Below are 22,302 nucleotides of genomic sequence, written 5' to 3'. Positions count from 1 at the left end.
GGGGTTGTGATGACTACGCAAATGCAAACCCAGGGCACCACCGCGGTGCTGTTCAAGGGCCTGCTGCGCCCGGTGCTGGTGGCGGCGTTGCTGTGCCTGGCACTGACCGGCCTGGCCTATCCGCTGGCGACCACGCTGCTGGCCAACCTGTTGTTTCCGTTCCAGGCCCAGGGCAGCCTGGTGCAACGCAACGGCCTGGTGGTGGGCTCCAGCCTGATCGGCCAGGCCTTCCAGCGGCCGGAGTATTTCCAGGGTCGGCCCAGCATGACCCTGGGCAGCGATCCGCTGGACCCGAGCAAGAGCGTGCCGCAGCCCTACAACGCCGGGGCCAGTGGTGCCAGCAACCTGGGGCCCACCAGCCAGAAGCTGCTGGACAGCGTCGCCGAGCGGGCCCGTACCTACCGCCAACTCAATGGCCTGGCCGCCGACAGCCTGGTGCCGGTGGACGCGGTGACGGCGTCGGCGTCCGGCCTGGACCCGCACATCTCCCTGGCCAACGCCCGGCTGCAGCTGGAGCGGGTGGCTCGCGCACGGCACCTGCCGCCGGGCGAGCTGCAAGCCCTGCTGCAAGCACACAGCGAAAGCCGCACCTTCGGCCTGCTGGGCGAGCCCCGGGTCAATGTGCTGCAACTGAACCTCGCACTGGACGCCCTGGCGCCCATGCCTGCCTCGCCCCTCGCGGCCAGTGAGTAAGAGACGCCGATCATGAGTAAGAACGCTCGTATAGCTTTGTTCGACCGTGGGTTGTTGTTAACGGCGTGCCTGGATGCCGTGAAGAAGCTGCTGCCCCAGGCGCAGTGGAAGAACCCGGTGATGTTCGTGGTCTACCTGGGCAGCCTGCTCACCACCTTGCTGTGGTTGCAGTCCCTGGGCGGGCAGGGCGAGGCCCCCAGCGGCTTCATCCTGAGCATCACCCTGTGGTTGTGGTTCACCGTGTTGTTCGCCAACTTCGCCGAGGCCCTGGCCGAGGGCCGCAGCCGGGCCCAGGCGGCGAGCCTCAAGGGCATGAAGCGCCAGACCCTGGCCAAGTTGCTGCAACAGCCACGGCACGGCGCCGCCTGGCTGCCCATGGCCGCCAGTGAGTTGCGCAAGGACATGGTGGTGCTGATCGAGGCCGGCGACCTGGTGCCCCTGGACGGCGAGGTCATCGAAGGCGTGGCCACGGTGGACGAGAGCGCCATCACCGGTGAGTCGGCGCCGGTGATCCGCGAGGCCGGCGGTGATTTCTCCTCGGTCACCGGCGGCACCAAGGTGCTGTCCGACTGGCTGGTGGTGCGCATCAGCGTCAACCCCGGCGAATCCTTCCTGGACCGCATGATCTCCATGGTGGAATCGGCGCGGCGGCAGAAGACCCCCAACGAGGTGGCCCTGACCATCCTCCTGGTGGGCCTGACCCTGTTGTTCCTGTTGGTGATCGTCACCCTGAGCCCCTATTCGCTGTTCGCTGTGGCCATGAGCGGCACCGGCAGCGTGGTCAGTGCCACGGTGCTGGTGGCGCTGCTGGTGTGCCTGATCCCCACCACCATCGGCGGCCTGCTGTCGGCCATCGGCGTGGCGGGCATGAGCCGGATGATGTCGGCCAACGTCATCGCCACCTCCGGCCGCGCGGTGGAGGCGGCCGGTGACGTGGACGTGCTGCTGCTGGACAAGACGGGCACCATCACCCTGGGCAATCGCCAGGCCAGCGCCTTCCTGCCGGCCCCGGGGATCCGCGACAGCGAACTGGCGGATGCCGCGCAACTGGCGTCCCTGGCCGATGAAACCCCTGAAGGGCGGAGCATCGTGGTCCTGGCCCGGCAACAGTTCGACATCGCTGGGCGCGACCTTGCGACCCTGGGTGCGAGTGCCGTGCCCTTCACCGCCCAGACCCGCATGAGCGGCGTCGATTTGCCCCAGGGTCGCTGCATCCGCAAGGGCGCCGCCGATGCCATCCGCCGCCACATCGGGGCCCTGGGCGGCAGCTTTGCGCCAGCCCTGCAGGCCAAGGTCGATGAAGTCTCGCGCCGTGGCAGCACGCCGCTGGTGGTCAGCGACGGGGCCCAGGCCCTGGGCGTGGTGGAGCTCAAGGACGTGGTCAAGGGCGGGATCAAGGAACGCTTCGCCGAGCTGCGGCGCATGGGCATCAAGACCGTGATGATCACTGGCGACAACCGCCTGACCGCCGCCGCCATTGCCGTGGAGGCCGGGGTCGACGATTTTCTCGCCGAGGCCCGGCCCGAGGACAAGCTGCAACTGATCCGCGATTACCAGGCCAAGGGCAAGCTGGTGGCCATGACCGGCGACGGCACCAACGACGCCCCGGCCCTGGCCCAGGCTGATGTGGCCGTGGCCATGAACAGCGGCACCCAGGCGGCGAAGGAAGCCGGCAACATGGTGGACCTGGACAGCAACCCGACCAAGCTGATCGAGGTGGTGGAGGTGGGCAAGCAGATGCTCATGACCCGTGGCGCGCTGACCACCTTCAGCGTGGCCAACGATGTGGCCAAGTATTTTGCTATCGTACCGGCCGCGTTCGTTGCTACTTACCCGCAGTTGGCGGCGTTGAACGTGATGCACTTGAACAGCCCGAACTCGGCGATCTTGAGCGCGGTGATCTTCAATGCCCTGATCATCGTCTTCCTCATCCCCCTGGCGCTCAAGGGCGTGAAGTACCGCTCCATCGGGGCGGCGGCGTTGCTCAACCGCAACCTGCTGATCTACGGCCTGGGCGGGGTGCTGGTACCCTTTGCCGGGATCAAACTGATCGACATGCTGCTGGCCGGGCTCGGCCTGGTCTGACAGGACTCGCAAGGCGGCGCTCTCCGGAGCGCCGCCTTGTTCATTCAAGGATGCACATGGCTGTTCTCGACACTGGTACGACAACCCGCGATGGGCGCCCCGATCCCGATGCGTTGCTGGAAAAACTGCAGCAGGACGAGCAGGCCGCCCGACGCGGCAAGTTGCGGATCTACTTCGGCTCCAACGCCGGGGTCGGCAAGACCTGCGCCATGCTCACCGCCGCCCGCCAGGAACTGGCCCAGGGTCGCGACGTGGTGGCCGGGATCGTCGAGACCCACGGCCGGCGCGACACCGCCGAGCTGCTGCAAGGCATCGAGGTGCTGCCCCGGCACCAGCTGATGCACCGTGAGCATGCCTTGCCCGAATTCGACCTGGATGCCGCCCTGTCCCGCCAGCCGGCGGTATTGCTGGTGGACGAGCTGGCCCACAGCAATGTCCAGGGTTCCCGGCATCCCAAGCGCTGGCAGGACGTCGAAGAACTGCTGCGGGCCGGCATCGACGTCTGGACCACCCTCAATGTCCAGCACCTGGAAAGCCTCAATGACATCGTCAGCGGGATCATCGGCATCCGTGTGCGTGAGACGGTGCCCGATCATCTGTTCGACGAAGCCCACGAAGTGCTGGTGATCGACCTGCCGCCGGACGATCTGCTGCGCCGGCTCAAGGACGGCAAGGTGTACCTGGCGCCCCAGGCGGAGAGGGCTTCGCGCAACTTCTTTCGCAAGGGCAACCTGCTGGCCCTGCGCGAGCTGACCCTGCGTCGCACCGCCGACCGGGTCGACGCGCAGATGCGCGACTACCGCCGCGAACGCTCGATCAACGCCCTTTGGCCGGCCCGGGAGCGGTTGCTGGTGGGGATCGCCGGGGACCCGGCGGACGAGCGCCTGGTGCGCGAGGCGGCGCGCCTGGCGCAGAAACTCGAGGCCGACTGGATGGTGGTGCACGTGGCGCCGGCCCAGCGTCGGGGCATCGGCGCCAGTCGGTATGCGGCTGCCATGAAGACCCTGGCCCTGGCCGCCGAGTTCGGTGCCGAGACCGCGACCCTGCCCGGCATGGATGTGGCCGAGGCCCTGGCCGCCTGTGCCCGCGAGCACAACGCCAATCGCCTGGTGCTGGGTCATTACCCGCGACGGGTGTGGCAGGTCTGGCACCAGTCGGTGAGTGATCGCCTCAGTCGCCAGCACCCGGAAATCGACCAGATCGTGATCGCCAATGGGCCAGCGGACCGCCAGCGTAGCGTGGCGCCCAAGCCCGAGGCCGGCCTGGCGCCCAGTCGTGCGCCGGCCTACCTGTGGGCCAGCCTGGCGTGCTTTGCCGCCACGGCAGTGGCGGCGCTGTTGTTGAAGGTCTTTGATCCGGCCAACGTGGTGATGCTGTTCCTGCTCACCGTGGTCCTGGTGGCCCTGCGCCTGGGGCGTGGGCCCGGGGTCTGGGCGGCGATGCTGGCGGTGCTGTGCTTCGATTTCTTCTTCGTCCAGCCGGTGTGGTCGTTCACGGTCAACGACACCCAGTACTTCTTCACCTTCGCCCTGATGCTCGGCATCGCCCTGATCACCGGCCAGCTCACCGCGCGCCTGCGCCACCAGGCGCGTACCGCCGCCGAGGGAGAGCGCCGGGCCACGTCCCTGGCCGGGCTGGCCCGGGAGCTGTCGGCGGCGCTCACCGAGGAGCAGATCTGCGCCGTGGCCCTGCGCACCTTCAGCGGGGTGTTCGCGGCCCGGGTCGGGCTGGCGCTGCCGGATGCCGGCGATCGCATGCGGGCCTTGAGCGCCAATGGCCTGGAACTGGACGAGAGCATCGCCCAGTGGGCCTACGATCATGGCCAGCCGGCCGGTAGCGGCACCGATACCCTGGCGGCAGCCCGGGGGCGCTACCTGCCGCTCAAGGCGCCGATGCGCGTGCGTGGCGTGCTGGTGCTGGAACTGGCGGACCCCGAGCGGCTGCGCGAGCCGGAAGAACAACGCTTGTTGCAAGCCAGCATGAGCCAGCTGGCGATCGCCCTGGAACGGGTGCACTACGTCGAGGTGGCCCAGAGCACCGTGGTGCAGATGGAGGGCGAGCGCATGCGCAACACCCTGCTGGCGGCGATCTCCCATGACTTGCGCACCCCCCTGACCACCATCATCGGCGCTGCCGACGCCGCCTTGCCCCATGCCCCCGACGGCGTCCTGGCGCAGTTGCTGCGGGGTATCCATGACCAGGCCGGCTCCATGCAGCGGCTGATCGAGAACCTGCTGGACATGGCCCGCATGCAGGAGCGTGGGGTGCGTCTGAATCGCCAGTGGAACTCCCTGGAGGAGATCGTCGGCAGTGCCCTGCGCCAGTTGCGCGAGCCCCTGGCCGGGCATCAGGTACGGGTCGCCATGGCGCCGCAGTTGCCGCTGGTGGAGGTGGACGCGCTGTTGCTGGAGCGGGTACTGGTCAACCTGCTGGACAACGCTGCCAAGTACACCCCGACCGGGACCCTGGTGCAGGTCAGCGCGCGCCAGGTCGACCAGCAGATCATCCTGCAGGTCAGCGACAGCGGCCCTGGTTGCCCCAAGGGCAGTTCCCCGGCCAGCCTGTTCGAGGCCTTCAGCCGTGGCCAGCAGGAATCGGCCGTGGCCGGGATCGGCCTGGGCCTGGCCCTGGCCAAGCGTATCGTCGAGGCCCATGGCGGACGGATCGAGGCCCAGCCTCACGCCGACGCCGGGCTGAGTTTTGTCATCACCTTGCCGGCGGGACAACCGCCTTCGATGGAAACCCTATGAGCAGCAGCCCCCGCATCCTGATCGTCGAGGACGAAGCCAATATCCGCCGCTTCGTCGGTATCGCCCTGGAAGACGAAGGTTTCCAGGTGTTCGAGGCCGACAGCGTCAAGCGCGCGCTGATCCATGCGGCCAGCCGCCAGCCGGACCTGGTGATCGTCGACCTGGGTCTGCCGGACGGCGATGGCAAGCAATTGATCAGCGAACTACGGGGCTGGCTGGCGGTACCGATCCTGGTGCTTTCGGCGCGGGATCGGGAAGCGGAGAAGGTCGCCGCCCTGGACGCCGGAGCCGACGATTACCTGGTCAAGCCGTTCGGCGTGCCGGAGCTGCTGGCGCGGATTCGCGCGCAACTGCGCCGCCATGGCCAGAGTGGGACGGCAGCGGCCACCAGCAAGGTGAACTTCGGCGCCATCGAGGTGGACCTGGCGACCCATGAAGTGCACCGCGACGGACAGTTGGTGCACTTGACGCCAATCGAGTACCGCCTGCTTTGCGCGCTGATCCGCGGCCAGAGCCGGGTCCTGACCCATCGTCAACTGCTGCTGGAGGTCTGGGGCCTGGACTATGTCGACCGGGCCCATTACCTGCGGGTACACATGGCCCATCTGCGGCAGAAGCTGGAAGCCGACCCGGCCCAGCCCCAGCATCTGATTACCGAGTTGCAGGTAGGTTATCGCCTGGTGGGGCTCTGAGCCCGGGCCTGGCTAGCGTCTGATACGCGCTTGTCGCGACGGCGCTCGTGCAAGAAGTCGAGGTAGAAGGTGATGCCACCGAAGGTGGCAATGGCGAACAACACGAAAAAACCGATCTGGGCAGAGCTCATGGTCTAGGTCCTTGGCAAGACGCGGCGAAGCGTCGGGGAGCTGATAGATAGTCCCTCGGCGCGAGCCTGGCCAGGGCTTATATGAAAGCTTTACGGGGCGGCCAGCGAACGCTATGCCGGTCATACATATCGCCGGGTCCTTGCTAGAATCGGCCACCCCCAACTGACTTCAGGCTGGTGTTCCATGACCGCTCCGACCCCGTTGATCCGCACCGTCCTGCCTGCCGACCTGGACCGCTGCTTCGCCATCGAGACCCTGGCCTACGAAGGCGACGAAGCGGCGACCCGGGACAAGATCGCCACGCGTATCGCCACCTGGCCCGAGGGTTTCATCGTCGCCGAGGTCGAGGGCGTGGTGGCCGGTTTCATCAACTCTGGCGCCACCTTCGAGGTGCAGATGGCCGACGAGGCCTTCAAGGAACTGGTCGGCCACGACCCGGCAGGCCCCGAGGTGGTGATCATGTCGGTAGTGGTGCATCCGGACTTCCAGGGCCTGGGCCTGTCCCGGCAGTTGCTGGAGGCGTTCATCGCGCGCATGGCTGGCGCTGGCAAGGCGCGTATCCACCTGATGTGCAAGGAGCGCCATGTGCCGCTCTACGAGCGCTTCGGTTTCGTCTACCTCAAGGCATCGGCCTCGGACCACGGCGGCATGGCCTGGCATGAGATGGTGCGGGCTCTGTAGTTCCGCCACCGCCAAAGGCCGCTATGTCGCGGCCTTTTTTGTGCCTGCATGGTTGGCGTGGTTTTTTTCACCTGCATTGTCGATTGTGCGAAACCCCAGGCGACTAGGGATGAACCGAGCAGCCTGCTCGGTGACATCCACTTCACCTTTCGAGGAATTTCGCCATGTCCAATCCATCCAGTGAAGCCCGCGTACGCAGCCTGATCGACCACTGGCGGCAGGCGGTGATGGCCAGGGATATCGAGCAGATCGTCAGCTTCTACGCCGATGACATCGTCTCCTTCGATGCGGTCGGCGCCCTGCAATTCAAAGGCAAGGAGGCCTACCGTGCGCATTGGCAGGCTTGCATGCAGGTCTGCCCAGGCCCTGGGATCTTCGAGTTCCACCAGCTACACGTGCAGGCCAGCGACGAGCTGGCGTTCGCCCATTGGCTGGCCCATTGCGGCGGCACCGATGCCGACGGTGTGAGCAAGACCTGCTGGATGCGGGTCAGCGCGGCCTACCAGTGCCTGGGCGGCCAGTGGCAGGTGGTGCACGAGCATTGGTCGGCGCCCTTCGACATGCAAACCGGCACTACCTTGTTCGACCTTGAACCTTGAGCCGCGGGTTCGCCAAAGGTCAAAACAGCGACCATAGTTGATCAGCCCGATCACGGAGACGTCCATGAAATACCTATGCCTGGTGTACAGCGACGAACGACTGCTGCATAGCCTGCCCGACAGCCCGCGGGACGCCGAGTGCCTGGCCTATGCCGAGGCGGTACGCGACAGCGGGCGGATGCTCGCCGCCGAGGCCCTGCAATCGGTGCAGACCGCTACCACGGTGCGCATGCGCGGCGGCAAGCTGTCGATCACCGATGGCCCGTTCGCCGAAACCAAGGAACAGCTGGCCGGCTTCTACCTGATCGAAGCCCGCGACTTGAACGAAGCGCTCCAGGTCGCCGGACAGATCCCGGCGGCCAGGGTTGGCAGCGTGGAAGTGCGTCCGGTACGTGAGCTCAATCCCTGATAACCCTAAAAGGAGTTTCGCGATGACTTTGCAGACTGCGGGCCGTGGACCCGCCACCCATGAATTGTCCATCAGTCGGTTGATCGATGCTCCGCGCCGCAAGCTGTTTCGCGCCTGGACCGAACCGGCGTTGCTGGTGCAGTGGTGGGGCCCTCATGGCATGACCACTCCGGAGTGCGAAATGGACCTGTGGGTCGGCGGCCAGTTTCGTACCTTGATGCGCGCCCCAGATGGCAGCGAGTACCCGACCATGGGGGTGTTCCTGGAGATCGACGCCCCCTCGCGGCTGGTGTTCACCGATGCCTATGTGCCGGGCTGGATTCCTTCCGGCAAACCCTTCATGACCGCCGAGGTGACGTTCGAGGAGCAGGGCACAAAAACCCTCTATACCGCCCGCGCCATGCATTGGACCGAAGCCGACCGCAAGGCCCATGAGGCCATGGGCTTCCACGAGGGTTGGGGGCAGAGCCTGGAGCGCCTGGTGACGCTGGTGACCCAGGGCATGCCGGACTGATGCCGGGCCAGTCCGGTGGAGCGGTACAGGCGCTGGTGGAGCAGGTCTACCGCGAGCAGTCGCGACGCATCCTCGCCACCCTGATCCGCCTGCTGGGGGATTTCGACCTGGCCGAGGAGGCCTTGCACGAGGCCTTCTTCGTGGCGGTGGAGCGCTGGCAGGACGACGGCATCCCGGCCAACCCCCGGGCCTGGCTGGTGTCCGTCGGGCGCTTCAAGGCCATCGATGGCTTGCGTCGGCGGGCACGCTTCGCTGCTTCCCAGGCCGCCCTGGCCAACCAGTTGGAGCAATTGGAGCAGGAGGACTGGAGTGGCGAGGACGTGCAAGACGATCGTCTGCGACTGATCTTCACCTGCTGCCATCCGGCCCTGGCGGCGGATGCCCAGGTGCCGTTGACCCTGCGGGAAATCTGCGACTTGAGCACCGAGGAAATCGCCCGGGCCTTCCTGGTTGCCCCGGCCACCATCGCCCAGCGCATCGTGCGGGCCAAGGCGAAGATCCGCGATGCGGCGATTCCCTACCAGGTACCGGCGCTGAACGAACTGCCCGAGCGCCTGGACAGCGTATTGCGCGTGATCTACCTGGTGTTCAACGAGGGCTATTCGGCCTCCCTTGGCGCCGAGCTGACCCGCGAGGATTTGACCTGCGAAGCGATTCGCCTGGGGCGCCTGCTCCTGGAGCTGCTGCCGGAGGCCGAGGTGATAGGGTTGCTGGCCCTGATGCTGCTGCACGAGTCGCGTCGGGCGGCGCGGATGGGAGCCGATGGCGAGTTGATCCTGTTGGAGGATCAGGACCGCTCCCTGTGGCAGCAAGCGTTGATGGACGAAGGCTGTGCGTTGGTGGAGCGTGGATTGCGCACCGGGCGCGGCGGCCCCTACTGCCTGCAGGCCGCCATTGCCGCCGTGCATGCCGAAGCGATTAGCGCGGCGCAGACCGACTGGCCGCAGATCGTTGGCTTGTACGATGTGTTGCTGCGCTTGCAGCCCTCTGCGGTGATCGAGCTCAACCGCGCGGTGGCCGTGGCCCAGCGCGATGGGCCGGCGGCTGGATTGGCGCTCGTGGAGATCATCCTGCAGCGTGGCGACCTTGAGGACTACCACCTGGCGCATGCTGCCCGTGCCGATTTCTGCCGCCAGTTGGGGCAGGTGGAGGCGGCGCGCGTGTCTTACCTTCGTGCCCTGGAGCTGGTTCGGCAAGCCCCGGAGCGACGGTTTCTCGAACGCCGCTTGCATAGCCTGTAGTGGCTATCGGAGGCTGCGGTTACTGCAGCATCCGCTCCAGCAGCCAGCTACCAGCCGGGCCGGGTGGGCGCAGGCGTGACCAGAGGGCGTCCACCACCACCGGGCGCGGCCAGCCCCGGACCTTGAGTTCCTGCAGCCTGCCGGCGCCGAAGTTGTCCACCAGCCAGCGTGGCAACGGGGCCCAGCCAAAGCCGCCCTGGGCCATCTCCATCAGCATCAGGTAGCTGGGGGCCGACCAGACTCGCCCCTGGGAGCGGCTTTCATCGGGGTTGAGCACGGTGGCCAGGCGCAGCTCCCGGTGTTGCCGCAGGGTTTGCTCATCGACGCGGTGCAGCTTGGCCAGGGGATGTTGGCGCGATACGAAGAGCGACACCTCGCCCTGCTCATCCATGGTCTTGTGCTCCAGGTCTGCTGGGTATTGGAGCTGCATTTCAGCAAAGGCGATCTGTGCCCGCCCAGTCTGTACCAGGGCCACCAGGTCTTCACATTCGGCAATCAGGCATTCCAGTTCCAGGTCCGGGTAGCGCTGTTCGAAGGCGCTCAGGCAGCTTTCAAAACGATCGGACTGGTAGGTGTCGGAGAGGGCCACGGTGAGCCTTGCCTCGATGCCTTGGGACAGCTGGCTGGCGGCTATTTCCAGTCGGCTGGTGGCGGCGAGGATCTCCTCGGCGCGGCGCAGCAGCACCTGTCCGGCCGGGGTCAGGCCGGGCTTGCGGCTGGAGCGGTCGAACAGCTGGACATTGAGGTCGATCTCCAGGCTGGCCACTGCGGCGCTGATGGTCGACTGGCTCTTGCCGAGCTTGCGCGCGGCGGCGGAGAACGAACCCTGGGTCGCGGCCTGGACGAATGCCAGCAGCACTTCGTTGGATGCCATAATGTATCGCCTTGATCGATGGTTATTGATTATGAAGTATCGATGCGGTCCTTGATTATCGCCAGCACATTCACTCAAGGAGCGCGGCGATGAGCCCACACAAATCCCTGACCGAACGCATTGCCCAGGCCGTTGCCTTCGAATTGCTGGCGTTGTTGATCTGTACGCCCTTGCTGTCCTGGATCATGGACAAACCGATGGTGGACATGGGCGTGGTGACGCTGTGCATCGGTCTTTTGGCCCTGGCCTGGAACGTGTTGTTCAACAGTCTGTTCGACCGGGCGCTCAAGGGTCTGCGGCGGGTGCGTAATGGCTGGACCCGGGTGATCCACGCCTTGCTCTTCGAGGGTGGCCTGGTTGCGTTCGCCGTACCTTTGATTGCCTGGTGGCTGGATATCAGCCTGATGCAGGCGTTGATCCTCGACATTGGCGTGCTGTTGTTCTTCTTGCCCTACACCTATGTCTACCACTGGGCCTACGACCTGTTGCGGGACAAGTGGCTGCAAGTGCGGCTGGCCCACTGAGGGCCAGCTTCAGGTCGGGCCATGCAGTTTCTCGATGACATCCAGGTAGGCCGCCAATGCCCGCGGCACTTCTTCGAGCAATAACTCGCGCTTGAGCTCCTGGTGTTCCTGGGCCCGCTGGAACAGGCCCAGGGGCAGGCCGAGCAGCGCCTGCACGCAGGTCTCGCGCTGCCGGGCGCTGGCATTGGGCAGGCGCGCCTTCAATACCCGGTCATAGAGGTTCTGCATTTGTACGTGCAGGTCCGGGGCTTGCAATTGGCCCAGGGCATAGCCCGGAGTGAGCATCTGCAGCAGGTCGGGGTGCTGCTCGATGTACTGCAAGAGCGGCAAGGTGGTTTGTTCTATCACCTGTTGGGAACTCAAGCCCCGCCAATGACTCTCATCGACGACATGCAACGGTTCGGCAATCGCGCTCATGGCGGCGATATGGCCCTGGCCCAGGGCTTCCAGTACCTGCTGCTTGTCGCTGAAAAAGTGATAGAGCGAACCGATGGAGGTGCCAGCTTCCCGGGCAATACCGTGCATGGTCAGGTTCGATACCCCCAGTTGAATCAGCAGGCGTGCGCAGGCCTGGAGAATGGCCGTGACCCGCTGGTGGCCACGAGTCTGCTTGGGCGTGCGCTGGAGCTTGGTGGAGGAGGGGGCTGTGTCGGTCATGGTCGGCGAAGTTTTCCGGGGGCGCCTATTATGGCGTAGATGGTGGTGTCCAGTCCCCGGATAAAACTAGACACTGCCCTCTACTTTTGCTGAAAATACCCGGCGGCGAGAGCCTTCCTCTGTGCTCGCCAAACTTCCGGCTTTCTGAAGAACATGACTAATTCTCGCAACTGGATCATCTGCGAACACTGCGACTCCCTGTATGAGTCCGTGCCGCTCGGTAAAGGTCAGGCGGCGCAGTGTTCGCGCTGCGGTGCGCTGCTGGCCCGCGCCCGGCACCTGAACGTGCAGCAGTTGTTCGCCCTGTCGATCACCGCCGGGTTGCTGTTCGTCTTCGCCAATTTCTTCCCGGTGATCAAGATCAGCCTCGAAGGCCTGAGCAACGAAGCGACGCTCTGGCAATCGGTGGAGGCCCTGGCCCAGGGCCGGATCAGCCTGATCGCCGCGGTCACCGGCCTGACCATCATCCTCGCCCCGGGCCTGCAGATCGTCCTGTTGTGCTGGGTGCTGGGTTTTGCCAATTTCGGCCGCGCCGCGCCGGGGTTCAAGGCCTGCATGCGCGCCCTGGAGCACCTGCGGCCCTGGAGCATGCTCGAGGTCTGCCTGCTGGGAATCCTGGTGGCCATCGTCAAGCTGGCGGGCATGCTCGACGTGCATCCCGGGCTGGGGCTATGGGCATTGGCGATGCTGACGGTGCTGATCATCCTGATTTCCGGCAAGGACATCCGCTACCTCTGGGATGACCTGGAGGGTCGCTACTGATGAGCACGCCGCCCTATGCCCGGGACCATCAACTCAAGCTGTGCCATACCTGCGGCCAGGTCTGCCAGGCATCCGAGCACTATTGCCCGCGTTGCGATTCGGCGGTGCATGCGCGCAAGACCAACAGCCTGTCGCGCACCTGGGCCTTGCTCCTGGCCAGCCTGATCTTCTACATCCCGGCCAACCTGTTGCCGGTGATGCACACCAATATCTTTGGCAATGCCAGCGAGAACACCATCATGAGTGGCGTGGTGGAGTTCTGGAAAGCCGGTTCCTGGGACATCGCGCTGCTGATCTTCATCGCCAGCGTGGTGGTACCGGGCATCAAGTTCTTCGTCCTCGGTATTCTCCTGGTGACCTGCCAGCGCCGCTCGCGCTGGGCCCAGCGCGAGCGGGCCAGGTTGTATCGCTTCGTCGAGGTGATTGGCTACTGGTCGATGCTCGATGTGCTGGTGGTGGCCCTGGTGGCGGCCCTGGTGCAGTTTCGTGCCTTGAGCTCCATCGACCCGCGCATGGGCATTCTGTTTTTCGGTTTGGTGGTGGTGCTGACGATGTTCGCCGCCATGAGTTTCGATCCCCGGCTCATCTGGGATGTAGAGGTTGAAGATGTCTGATCATCCAGGTTCCAACGCAGCAAGTTCCCCCTCAGCCCCTGGCGCCCCGGCGCTGCGCACGCGACGCTTCAATGTCTCGCTGGTGTGGCTGGTGCCCATTGTCGCGGCCCTGGTGGGGCTGTCGATGGTGGTCCACAAATCGATGTCGGCCGGGCCGGAGATCAGCATCAGCTTCCAGACCGCCGAGGGCCTGGAGGCCAACAAGACCCAGGTCAAGTACAAGAACGTGGTGATCGGCAAGGTGACCTCCATCGCCTTGAGCGATGACCGGCGCAAGGTGGTGGCCAAGGTCGAGCTGGACCAGTCCGCCGAGCCCTTCACCGCCGAGGACTCGATGTTCTGGGTAGTGCGTCCGCGCATCGGCGCCAGTGGCGTTTCCGGTATCGACACCCTGCTGTCCGGGGCCTTCATCGGCGCCGACGCCGGCCGCTCGGACAAGCGCAAGGACAGCTTCAAGGGCCTGGAGACTCCGCCGCCCATCACCTATGGCCAGAAGGGCAAGCGCTTCACCCTGCATACCGATGACCTGGGTTCCCTGGATATCGGCTCGCCGGTCTACTACCGGCGCATCCAGGTCGGCCAGGTGGTGTCCTACCAGTTGGCCAACAGCGGCAAGGGCGTGGACGTGAAGATCTTCGTCAACTCGCCCAACGACAAGTACGTGACTACCGATAGCCGCTTCTGGAATGCCAGCGGGGTGGACGTGACCCTCGGCGCCAACGGGCTGAAGGTCAACACCGAGTCGGTGTCGTCGATCCTCGCCGGTGGCATCGCCTTCGTCGAACCCAAGTACAGCCCCAACGCCAAGCCGGCTGAAGAGAACGCCGAATACAACCTGTTCGGGGACCAGGACACCGCCCTGGCGCCGCCAGACGGTGCCCCGTACTACATCCGCATGCGTTTCGACCAGGCGCTGCGTGGCCTGGCCATCAACGCTCCGGTGGAGTTCCTCGGGGTGAACATCGGCAAGGTGGTGTCCATGGACCTGGACTACGACCAGGAGCGCAAGTACTTCCCGACCCTGGTGGGGGCGGTGATCTACCCCGAGCGCCTGGGCAAGGCCCATGAAAAACTGCTGAAGCAGACCGGCGGCGAAGACGACGCCCGCTCCGCGCAACTGATCGGCGCCTTCGTCAGAAATGGCCTGCGGGCCCAGGCGCGCAGCGGCAACCTGCTGACCGGGCAGTTGTTCATCTCCCTGGACTTCGTGCCCAACGCCAAGCCCGTGGCCTACAACCCCAGCGCCCGGCCGCTGGAGATTCCTACCGTCCCGGGCAGCCTGGACAAGCTGCAGGAACAACTGCAAGCGACCATGGACAAGATCAGCAAGCTGCCGATCGATTCCATCGCCGCCAACCTGGATTCCAGCCTGGCGGAAATGAACAAGACCCTCAAGCAGGTCAACGGCCAGGTCCTGCCGCAGATGCGCGAAACCCTGGAGCAATCGAAGAAGACCCTGGCCAGCGCCAACGAGAGCTTCTCCGAGGACTCGCCACAGCGCCAGAGACTTGGCCAGGCCATGGAGGAGGTGCAGCGCACGGCCCGTTCGGTGCGGGTGCTCACCGACTTCCTCGGTCGCCATCCTGAGGCGCTGATTCGCGGACGCCTCAAGGACAATCAACCGGATGCCTACCAGTCGCCATCCTCCTCCGTTCGCGAATCCGTACCGGAAGCCCAGCCATGAAAACCCGTGCCCTGTTGTTGAGCCTGACCCTGGGACTTGCCGCGTGCAGCTCCGCGCCCACCCATTACTACACCCTGATGCCGCCGGTGACCGAAGGCGCCACGGCCAGGAACTCGGGATTGCAGTTCGAGATGTCCACGGTGCGCATCCCGGTCCAGGTGGACCAGCCACAGTTGGTGGTGCGCCAGGACAGCGGCACCCTGGCGATTCTTGAGACCCAGCGCTGGAGCGCGCCATTGGTGGATGAGTTCCACGATGCGCTGGCCAGCCAGATGGAGGCGAAGCTGGGGACCCGCAACCTCGAGGGCCTGCCGAAGCAGCCTGGGCGCCCGGTGCTGTCGTTGCAGACCGATGTGCGGCGCTTCGAATCCCTACCCGGGCGCTATGCCTTGATCGATGTAGTCTGGAGCCTGCGCCAGCGCAGCGAAGGCACCCCGGCCCGCAGCCTGACCTGCAGCAGCCAGATCCGCCAGCCGGCGGGCGTCGAACTCGGCAGCCTGGTGCAGGCCCACCAGCAGGCCATCGCCCAGTTGGCCGGGCAGATCGCCGGCGCCGCCCAGCGCTGGTCCTGCCCCTGATCCGATACAGCGGCCCAGCCGCTTCATGTCGCCGCTGCCGTCGTGCAGTGGCGATGATCGCTGAGCCGCCTTGCAAGCTCGGCAGCGGCTTGTATCTCGACTATCGCGTTTACACACGCGATAGTTCTCGACTGATCATCGAGGAAGAGGAATGAAGCCGGGCAGCGGCTAAGGCCTTGAGCCTGCACTGTAGATTGAGCTCCTCCTCTTCAACCTCACTCGCTAAGTCCGAACGGTATCCTGAGCCCTGCATCGCACGGTAGCTCGCATCAACAAGGCTGAGACCGAGTGACGGATGATCCTTAACCCGCGCATCCGAGGAAGAGAATATGTCTAACGTCATCGGGATCGATATCGCCAAGAACACATTCGATGTCGCCACGCCTCTGCCCAACGGCAAGTACCGCACACGCGGCAAGATTCCCAACAATGCCGAGGGCTTCGCCCAGCTCGACCAGTGGCTCAAGTTGCATGCGCAGCCCGACGCCAGGGTCGTTATGGAAGCCACCAGCGTTTATCACGAAGCCCTGGCAGAGCACCTCTACCACCAGGGTTACGAAGTCATCGTGGTCAACCCGGCCCGGGTCCATTACTTCAAGAAAAGCGAAGGAATCAACTACAAGACCGACAAGGTGGACGCCAAGTTGCTGGCCGCCTTTGCCCAGGCCAAGCACGAGTCACCCTTGACGCCCTGGGCGCCGGAGCCTGTGGCGATCCGCCGGCTACGGGTCCTGCTGCGACGCCTGGACGACCTGCAGGAGATGCTGCAGATGGAGCGTAATCGCCAGGAAGTGGCGGATACGGTGGTTCAGGAGTCGATCCAGTCGCACATCAGCCACATCGAAAAAGACATCGTCCAGACCCGCCAGATGATCAAGCAGCATGTCGACGATGATCCCGACTTGCGGGGCAAACGGGATCTGCTGTTGAGCATCGACGGTATCGGCGAGAAGACCGCGTCAGTGATCCTGGCCGAACTGGGCGATCTCAAGGAGTTTCGTAGCGCCCGAGCTGTGGTTTCGTTCGCGGGGTTGAATCCGCAGTTGGCCGAATCCGGCAAATTCAAGGGCCGCACGCTGATCAGCAAGGCTGGTTCGGGGCGTATCCGCCGAGCGTTGTACCTACCCAGCATCACCGCCATGAACATGAGTGAGCCCCTCATGGCGATGAAAGAGCGGCTGCGCGCCAAGGGTAAAGCGGGCAAGCAGATCGTCTGTGCGGTGATGCGCAAGATGCTGCACATCGTATTTGGCGTGCTCAAGTCGGGTCATCCTTATGACCCGAAATTGGCGCTTGCCCGGTAACGGGCAAGACGGTATCTACAGGTAGGTATCTCCTTAGGCGCATCGCCCAGGCTTCGTATAGCCGCTGCCGCAGGCTGCGCCCAGGCGCGCAGCGGCCGTAATCGCTGAAGGTCGCCTGGGTCGCTTCAGCGCCGGGCGGAGAGTTGCTGGGGGGCGAGGAACGCATCGCGAAAGTAGTCCCGCAGTGCTTGCATCGCCGGGGTGAAGACGCGGTCGCGACGCCAGGCCAGGCCGACGCTCATGGGCGTGACCGCATCGCTCAGGCTCAGGGTCTCGATGCGCTTGCCTTCCAGCGACCAGGGCCGATGCACCAGGTCCGAGAGGATCGCCACGCCGCTGCCGTTGGCCACCATGCTGCGTACCGCCTCCACCGAGCTGGTGCGCACCCGCACCCTGGGCTGTTGGCCGGCCTGTTCCCAATAACGCATGGCGCTTTGTTCCGCTTCGTCGACGGTGAGCAGGATGAACGGCTCCTCGGCCACGTCCGCCAGGCTGACGCTGGCCCGCTCGCACAGCTGGTGATGGGCCGGTAGCCACAGCCGGCGCTCGGAGTTGAACAGCGTCTCGGAGACGATGTCCGGGTGGGTCAGGTTGGCGGTGAGCACCACCGCCATGTCGAAGCGTCCGGCCAGCAGTCCCTGTTCGATGGCCTGGCGTTCCTGCTCATGCAGTTCGATGGTGACGTCCGGGTGCCAGTGCCCCAGGCGCTGCAGATGGTGCGGCAGGAAGTAGCCGATCACCGTGTAGCTGGCGGCCAGGTGCAGGGTGCCGCTGGCGCGGTAGTCGGGCAGCGGGCTGTTCAGCGCATCGTCGACGCTGCGCAGGATCACGTAGGCGCGGTTGAGGAAGTGCCGGCCGGCATCGGTCAGGCTCATGCCCTGGGCCGACCGCACGAACAGTTGCACGGCGAGCATCGCTTCCAGTTCCTTGATCGCGGTGGTCACCGCCGATTGGGAAATGTTCAAGTGGATCGCCGCCTGGGAGATCTGGCCGATCTCGGCAGTGGCCACGAAGTAACGTACCTGGCGCAGGGTCAACGACATTTCTATCCGTCCATGTATCTGATTTTCAGAACAAGCTCTATCTGATAATAGATCTTCCCAAGGGGTCAAGGCCGCTCTAACGTCCATCGCACGAAGTCACGAACGTTGGAGCAACAGTGATGCAGGCAGTGGATTTCAATTCGGACATGGGCGAAAGCTTCGGCCCGTGGACCATCGGCGATGGCGTCGACAACGAGCTGATGGGTTTCATCAGCTCGGCCAATATCGCCACCGGCTTTCATGCCGGCGACCCCGGCACCATGCGCCGCACCATCGAGCAGGCCCGGCTGCGGGGCGTGGCCATCGGGGCCCACCCAGGCTTTCGCGACCTGGTGGGGTTCGGCCGGCGCCACATCAACGCCCCGGCCCAGGAGCTGGTGGACGACATGCTCTACCAACTGGGCGCCCTGCGTGAGCTGGCCCGGGTCCAGGGCCTTAAGTTGCAGCACATCAAGCCCCATGGCGCGCTGTACATGCACCTGGCCCGGGACGAGGAGGCGGCGCGGCTGCTGGTACAGAACCTGCAGAAACTCGAGCCCGAACTGCTGCTGTATTGCATGCCCGGCTCGGTGATCTGCCGGATCGCCCAGGAGCTGGGGCAACCGGTGATCCGCGAGTTCTACGCCGATCGCGATTACGACCTCAGCGGTTCCATCGTCTTTACCCGCCGGGTGCGGGTCCTGGATCCCCATGAGGTGGCCGCCAAGGTCCTGCGCGCTTGCCAGCAGGGGCTGGTCTGCACCGTGGAGGGCGAGGACCTGGCCATCGAGTTCGATTCCATCTGCCTGCACAGCGACACCCCAGGTGCCCTGGACCTGGTGGAAGCCACCCGCGCCGCGCTGGACCTGGCCGGTATCCAGATGCGAGCACCGCGCTGAGGGGTTGCCCGCCAAGCCTCGCGCATCGACGCGACTCCAAGCGGTTTTGCTTTTTTTGCCTGCCTTTCGACAACTATTCCAAGAGAAACAGACATGGCCGAATACAACGTCATCACCCCCTTGCCGGGCACTTTCTACCGCAAGGCCACGCCCGACTCGGCGCCTTTCGTCGAGGTCGGCGACAGCGTCAGCGCCGATACCGTGATCGGCCTGATCGAAGTCATGAAGCAGTTTTCCGAGCTCACTGCCGGCAGCGCCGGCCAGGTCGGCGCCTTTCTGGTCGAGGACGGTGACCCGGTGGAACCGGGCCAGGTCGTCGCGACCCTGGTCGAGTGAGGGCCGTCCCATGACCGAATCCATTCGCAAGCTGCTGGTCGCCAACCGTGGCGAGATCGCCGTGCGCATCATTCGCGCGGCCAAGGCCCTGGGCATTCCCACCGTCGCTGCCTGCAGCGAGGCGGACGCCGACTCCATGGCCGCGCGCCTGGCCGACGAAGTGCAGATCATCGGCCCGGCCCGGGCCGACAAGAGCTACCTGAATATCCAGGCCCTGCTGGCAGCCCTGGAGGCCAGCGGCGCCAATGCCGTGCACCCGGGCTATGGCTTTCTTTCGGAAAATGCCGAGTTCGCCGAGGCCGTGGTCCAGGCTGGGGCGATTTTCGTCGGCCCCGATGCACGGACCATCCGCCGCATGGGCGACAAGGCCGAGGCCCGGCGTACCGCCCAGGCCGCCGGGGTGCCGGTGGTGCCCGGCTCGCCCGGCGAACTGTTCGACCTGCCAGCTGCGTTGCAAGCGGCGCAGGCGGTGGGTTTTCCATTGCTGATCAAGGCATCGGCCGGTGGCGGCGGGCGGGGTATTCGCCTGGCCGAGGATGCGGCGCAACTGGCCGAGGAGTTTCCCCGGGCACAGCGCGAGGCCCAGGCGGCGTTCGGCAACGGCGCCTTGTACCTGGAGCGGTTCATTGGCCGGGCCCGGCATATCGAGGTCCAGGTGCTGGGCGATGGCAAGCGTGCGGTGCACCTGTTCGAACGTGAATGCTCGCTGCAACGGCGGCGGCAGAAGATCTTCGAGGAGGCGCCGTCGCCGGTGCTCGATGCCGCCCAGCGCGAGCAGTTGTGCAGCAGTGCGGTGCGCCTCACCGAGGCCCTGGGTTACCAGGGCGCCGGCACCCTGGAGTACCTGTATGACGACAGCACCGGCGAGTTCTTCTTTATCGAGATGAACACCCGGATCCAGGTGGAGCATCCCATCAGCGAGCTGATCACCGGTGTCGACCTGGTCCAGGCCATGCTGCGCATTGCCGGTGGCGAACCGCTGGATCTGCGCCAGGAGGATATCCACCTCAATGGCGCGGCCCTGCAGATGCGCCTGAACGCCGAGGACCCGGCGCGGGACTTCTTCCCCAGCCCGGGCAAGGTCCAGGAGTTGTCCTGGCCGCAAGGGCCGGGGCTGCGGGTCGATAGCCACCTGTATCCGGGGTACGCCGTGCCGCCTTACTACGACTCGCTGCTGGCCAAGCTGATCGTCCATGGCGCCGACCGCGAGCAGGCTCTGGCTCGGGCGCGGGCGGCCGTGGAGCAAACGACCTTGACTGGCATGGCCAGTACCTTGACCCTGCATCGCGAGCTGCTGGCCGAGCCTTGGCTGGCGGGCGCGGACTTCCATACCGCAACCCTGGAAACCTGGCTGGCCGGGCGCCGTGCCGGAGGTGTCGCATGAACCAACCGATCCGCTACAGCTTTGGTGCCGACGAGCACCTGTTCGCCGAAGTCAGCGACAGCATGTCCCTGGAGGCTTTCTTCAAGGGCATGGCGGTCACCCGCGCGGTGGAGCGCCTGGCCCTGGATGGGGTACTGGACGTATGCCTGGCCAATGCCTCGTTCCAAATCCGCTTCGATCCGGATCGCATCGCGCCCCAGACCCTGCTGGAGGCCGTGCGCGAGGCTGAGGCCGGCGCCGTGGCCGAGCGCAGTCTGCACACGCGGATCATCGAGATCCCGGTGCTGTACAACGACCCCTGGACCCATGAAACCCTGATGCGTTTTCGCGACCGGCACCAGGACCCGGACGCCACTGACCTGGAGTACGCGGCGCGGATCAATGGCCTGGCAGATGTCGACGCCTTCATCGCCGCCCACAGTGGCGCCCCCTGGTTCGTCTCCATGGTGGGTTTCGTCGCCGGCCTGCCGTTCATGTTCCAGATGGTCCAGCGCGAGCGCCAGTTACAGGTGCCCAAGTACCTGCGGCCGCGTACCGACACGCCGAAGCTGACCCTGGGCCATGGCGGCTGCTTCGGCTGCATCTACTCGGTGCGCGGCGCCGGTGGCTACCAAATGTTCGGCGTGACCCCGGCACCGATCTACGACCCGCAGCAGCAACTGGCCTACCTCAAGCAGCACATGGTGTTCTTCCGCCCCGGGGACATCGTGCAGTTCAAGCCTATCGACCGCGAGGCCTATGACCACGCGGTGGCCGAGGTGGAGGCCGGGCGCTTCGACCTGCGCATCCGTGAGGTGGAGTTTTCCCTGGATGCCTTTCTCGCCGACCCGGTCGGTTATCCCAAGTCGCTACAGGAGGTGTTGGCATGATCAAGGTCATCAAACCGGGCCTGGCCACGTCGGTACAGGACCTGGGCCGCGAGGGCTTCTATCACCTGGGCATCCCGCCGTCCGGGGCCCTGGACCAGTACGCCCTGAGCGCCGCCAACCAACTGGTGGGCAACCCGGCTGGGGCCGCGGGCCTGGAGTGCACCTTGCTCGGGCCGGAACTTGAGTTCACTGCCGATGCCCTGGTGGCGGTCTGTGGTGCACACATGACGCCCAAGCTCGACGGCGTGGACAGGCACCTGGATACCGCGTTCGCGGTCAAGGCCGGGCAAGTGCTGCGTTTCGACTTTCCCAAGGCCGGGGCCCGGGCCTACCTGGCGGTGGCCGGTGGCATCGATGTGCCGCTGGTGCTGGGCAGCCGCTCCACCTATGCCCTGGGCGCCCTGGGCGGTTTCCAGGGGCGGCGCTTGGCGGCCGGCGATGAGCTGCCGGTGGGGATCGCCGGCGGCAAGGGCCGCCCGGGGGCCAGCCTGCCCATGGCGCTGCGCCAGTCCCTGGGGGGCGAGATCAGTCTGCGGGTGGTGCCGGGGCTCTATTACGAACGCCTGAGCGAGGGGGCCAAGGCGAGTTTCTTCGCCGAACCCTGGACCGTGGGCTCGGAGGCGGATCGCATCGGCTATCGCTTCAAGGGTGGCAGTGCCCTGGGCTTCCAGCCTCGGGAGCAGCCGTTCGGTGCCGGTTCCGATCCGTCGAACATCGTCGACAGTTGTTATCCCATCGGTTCGATCCAGGTGCCGGCGGGGCTGGAGCCCATCGTCCTGCATCGGGATGCGGTGTCCGGTGGTGGCTACGCGATGATCGGCACGGTGATCAGCGCCGACCTGGACCTGGTGGGGCAGATGCAGCCCAACCAGAAGGCGCGCTTTATTCCGGTGACCCTGGAAGAGGCGCTGGAGGCCCGGCGTTCCTACAAGAAGAAACTGGCCTGCCTGAGCAAGCTGTTTGCGTCCTGATCCCCCGTCCGTGGCGGCTCACGCATCG

General features: G+C 65.4%; 24 protein-coding genes. 20 read left to right on the top strand and 4 right to left on the bottom strand.

The window, feature by feature from the left end:
- The first annotated feature begins 9 nt into the window (after positions 1-9).
- From kdpC to I9018_RS23910, 4 genes are read left to right on the top strand one after another with little or no spacing between them, the layout of a single operon-like run.
- Positions 10-693, top strand: coding sequence for a potassium-transporting ATPase subunit KdpC (gene kdpC / locus I9018_RS23925; RefSeq protein ID WP_124346983.1), 684 nt, complete (start codon positions 10-12; stop codon positions 691-693).
- Between the two features lie 12 nt (positions 694-705).
- On the top strand, positions 706-2,778 hold the full coding sequence (gene kdpB / locus I9018_RS23920) for a potassium-transporting ATPase subunit KdpB (protein ID WP_241107659.1): 2,073 nt from the start codon (positions 706-708) through the stop codon (positions 2,776-2,778).
- 56 nt (positions 2,779-2,834) lie between these two features.
- Positions 2,835-5,528 (top strand): sensor histidine kinase KdpD, encoded by a 2,694-nt coding sequence (locus tag I9018_RS23915; protein ID WP_241107658.1) that lies wholly within the window; start codon positions 2,835-2,837, stop codon positions 5,526-5,528.
- Positions 5,525-6,220: a response regulator gene (locus I9018_RS23910; RefSeq protein WP_241107657.1), complete on the top strand. Its 696-nt coding sequence runs from the start codon at positions 5,525-5,527 to the stop codon at positions 6,218-6,220. Before I9018_RS23915 ends, I9018_RS23910 begins: the two co-directional genes overlap by 4 nt.
- Here the strand turns inward: I9018_RS23910 and I9018_RS23905 are convergent.
- The gene (locus I9018_RS23905) at positions 6,199-6,351 is read right to left on the bottom strand and encodes a hypothetical protein (RefSeq protein WP_164487301.1); all 153 of its coding nucleotides are present in this window, start codon (positions 6,349-6,351) and stop codon (positions 6,199-6,201) included. The genes I9018_RS23910 and I9018_RS23905 overlap by 22 nt on opposite strands.
- 184 nt (positions 6,352-6,535) lie before the next feature.
- Here I9018_RS23905 and I9018_RS23900 point away from each other — a divergent pair, with 184 nt between their 5' ends.
- From I9018_RS23900 to I9018_RS23880, 5 genes are all read left to right on the top strand, one after another.
- Positions 6,536-7,033: an N-acetyltransferase gene (locus tag I9018_RS23900; RefSeq protein ID WP_068579342.1), complete on the top strand. Its 498-nt coding sequence runs from the start codon at positions 6,536-6,538 to the stop codon at positions 7,031-7,033.
- A gap of 164 nt (positions 7,034-7,197) precedes the next feature.
- Positions 7,198-7,632 (top strand): nuclear transport factor 2 family protein, encoded by a 435-nt coding sequence (locus I9018_RS23895; RefSeq protein ID WP_241107656.1) that lies wholly within the window; start codon positions 7,198-7,200, stop codon positions 7,630-7,632.
- A 64-nt stretch (positions 7,633-7,696) separates the two neighbouring features.
- The gene (locus tag I9018_RS23890; protein WP_068579348.1) at positions 7,697-8,041 is read left to right on the top strand and encodes a YciI family protein; all 345 of its coding nucleotides are present in this window, start codon (positions 7,697-7,699) and stop codon (positions 8,039-8,041) included.
- Between the two features lie 22 nt (positions 8,042-8,063).
- Positions 8,064-8,555: an SRPBCC family protein gene (locus I9018_RS23885; protein ID WP_068579350.1), complete on the top strand. Its 492-nt coding sequence runs from the start codon at positions 8,064-8,066 to the stop codon at positions 8,553-8,555.
- Entirely contained in the window at positions 8,555-9,796 is a 1,242-nt protein-coding gene (locus I9018_RS23880) for an RNA polymerase sigma factor (protein ID WP_241107655.1), read from the top strand. The genes I9018_RS23885 and I9018_RS23880 overlap by 1 nt, the downstream gene beginning before the upstream one ends.
- 19 nt (positions 9,797-9,815) lie before the next feature.
- Here the strand turns inward: I9018_RS23880 and I9018_RS23875 are convergent, their stop codons facing one another.
- Positions 9,816-10,670 (bottom strand): LysR family transcriptional regulator, encoded by an 855-nt coding sequence (locus I9018_RS23875; protein ID WP_241107654.1) that lies wholly within the window; start codon positions 10,668-10,670, stop codon positions 9,816-9,818.
- A gap of 89 nt (positions 10,671-10,759) precedes the next feature.
- Between I9018_RS23875 and I9018_RS23870 the strand changes: the two genes are divergently transcribed.
- Entirely contained in the window at positions 10,760-11,194 is a 435-nt protein-coding gene (locus I9018_RS23870; RefSeq protein ID WP_068579359.1) for a multidrug/biocide efflux PACE transporter, read from the top strand.
- A gap of 9 nt (positions 11,195-11,203) precedes the next feature.
- Here the strand turns inward: I9018_RS23870 and I9018_RS23865 are convergent, their stop codons facing one another.
- Positions 11,204-11,851 (bottom strand): TetR/AcrR family transcriptional regulator, encoded by a 648-nt coding sequence (locus tag I9018_RS23865; protein ID WP_124346989.1) that lies wholly within the window; start codon positions 11,849-11,851, stop codon positions 11,204-11,206.
- Between the two features lie 153 nt (positions 11,852-12,004).
- On the opposite strand from I9018_RS23865, the gene I9018_RS23860 reads away from it, so the two are divergent.
- From I9018_RS23860 to I9018_RS23840, 5 genes are all read left to right on the top strand, one after another.
- Positions 12,005-12,613 carry a paraquat-inducible protein A gene (locus I9018_RS23860; protein WP_031320352.1) on the top strand — a complete coding sequence of 203 codons (609 nt, stop codon included), beginning with the start codon at positions 12,005-12,007 and terminating at the stop codon, positions 12,611-12,613.
- Entirely contained in the window at positions 12,613-13,227 is a 615-nt protein-coding gene (locus I9018_RS23855) for a paraquat-inducible protein A (RefSeq protein WP_068605563.1), read from the top strand. The genes I9018_RS23860 and I9018_RS23855 overlap by 1 nt, the downstream gene beginning before the upstream one ends.
- Entirely contained in the window at positions 13,220-14,911 is a 1,692-nt protein-coding gene (locus I9018_RS23850) for an MlaD family protein (RefSeq protein WP_053137139.1), read from the top strand. Before I9018_RS23855 ends, I9018_RS23850 begins: the two co-directional genes overlap by 8 nt.
- Positions 14,908-15,489: a PqiC family protein gene (locus I9018_RS23845; RefSeq protein ID WP_022640379.1), complete on the top strand. Its 582-nt coding sequence runs from the start codon at positions 14,908-14,910 to the stop codon at positions 15,487-15,489. The genes I9018_RS23850 and I9018_RS23845 overlap by 4 nt, the downstream gene beginning before the upstream one ends.
- 329 nt (positions 15,490-15,818) lie before the next feature.
- Positions 15,819-16,793, top strand: a complete 975-nt coding sequence (locus tag I9018_RS23840) for a transposase (RefSeq protein ID WP_241106977.1) — start codon at positions 15,819-15,821, stop codon at positions 16,791-16,793.
- Between the two features lie 125 nt (positions 16,794-16,918).
- On the opposite strand, the gene I9018_RS23835 is transcribed toward I9018_RS23840, so the two are convergent.
- A complete protein-coding gene (locus I9018_RS23835) occupies positions 16,919-17,836 on the bottom strand; it encodes a LysR family transcriptional regulator (RefSeq protein WP_241107653.1) in 918 nt (305 codons plus the stop codon).
- Positions 17,837-17,955: 119 nt separating this feature from the next.
- On the opposite strand from I9018_RS23835, the gene I9018_RS23830 reads away from it, so the two are divergent.
- The 5 genes from I9018_RS23830 (at position 17,956) to I9018_RS23810 (ending at position 22,274) form a co-directional block, all read left to right on the top strand.
- The gene (locus I9018_RS23830; RefSeq protein WP_241107652.1) at positions 17,956-18,714 is read left to right on the top strand and encodes a 5-oxoprolinase subunit PxpA; all 759 of its coding nucleotides are present in this window, start codon (positions 17,956-17,958) and stop codon (positions 18,712-18,714) included.
- A gap of 93 nt (positions 18,715-18,807) precedes the next feature.
- A complete protein-coding gene (locus tag I9018_RS23825; protein ID WP_022640376.1) occupies positions 18,808-19,050 on the top strand; it encodes an acetyl-CoA carboxylase in 243 nt (80 codons plus the stop codon).
- A 10-nt stretch (positions 19,051-19,060) separates the two neighbouring features.
- Positions 19,061-20,434, top strand: a complete 1,374-nt coding sequence (locus tag I9018_RS23820) for an acetyl-CoA carboxylase biotin carboxylase subunit (protein ID WP_241107651.1) — start codon at positions 19,061-19,063, stop codon at positions 20,432-20,434.
- Complete coding sequence (locus tag I9018_RS23815) at positions 20,431-21,303, top strand: allophanate hydrolase subunit 1 (protein ID WP_241107650.1); 873 nt, start codon at positions 20,431-20,433, stop codon at positions 21,301-21,303. The genes I9018_RS23820 and I9018_RS23815 overlap by 4 nt, the downstream gene beginning before the upstream one ends.
- The gene (locus I9018_RS23810; RefSeq protein WP_053137127.1) at positions 21,300-22,274 is read left to right on the top strand and encodes a biotin-dependent carboxyltransferase family protein; all 975 of its coding nucleotides are present in this window, start codon (positions 21,300-21,302) and stop codon (positions 22,272-22,274) included. Before I9018_RS23815 ends, I9018_RS23810 begins: the two co-directional genes overlap by 4 nt.
- Positions 22,275-22,302 lie beyond the last annotated feature (28 nt).

The organism is Pseudomonas sp. MPFS (assembly GCF_022537035.1).
In the GTDB taxonomy this organism is placed as follows: Bacteria; Pseudomonadota; Gammaproteobacteria; order Pseudomonadales; family Pseudomonadaceae; genus Aquipseudomonas; species Aquipseudomonas sessilinigenes.
This window is presented reverse-complemented; position numbering and strand designations above follow the sequence as displayed.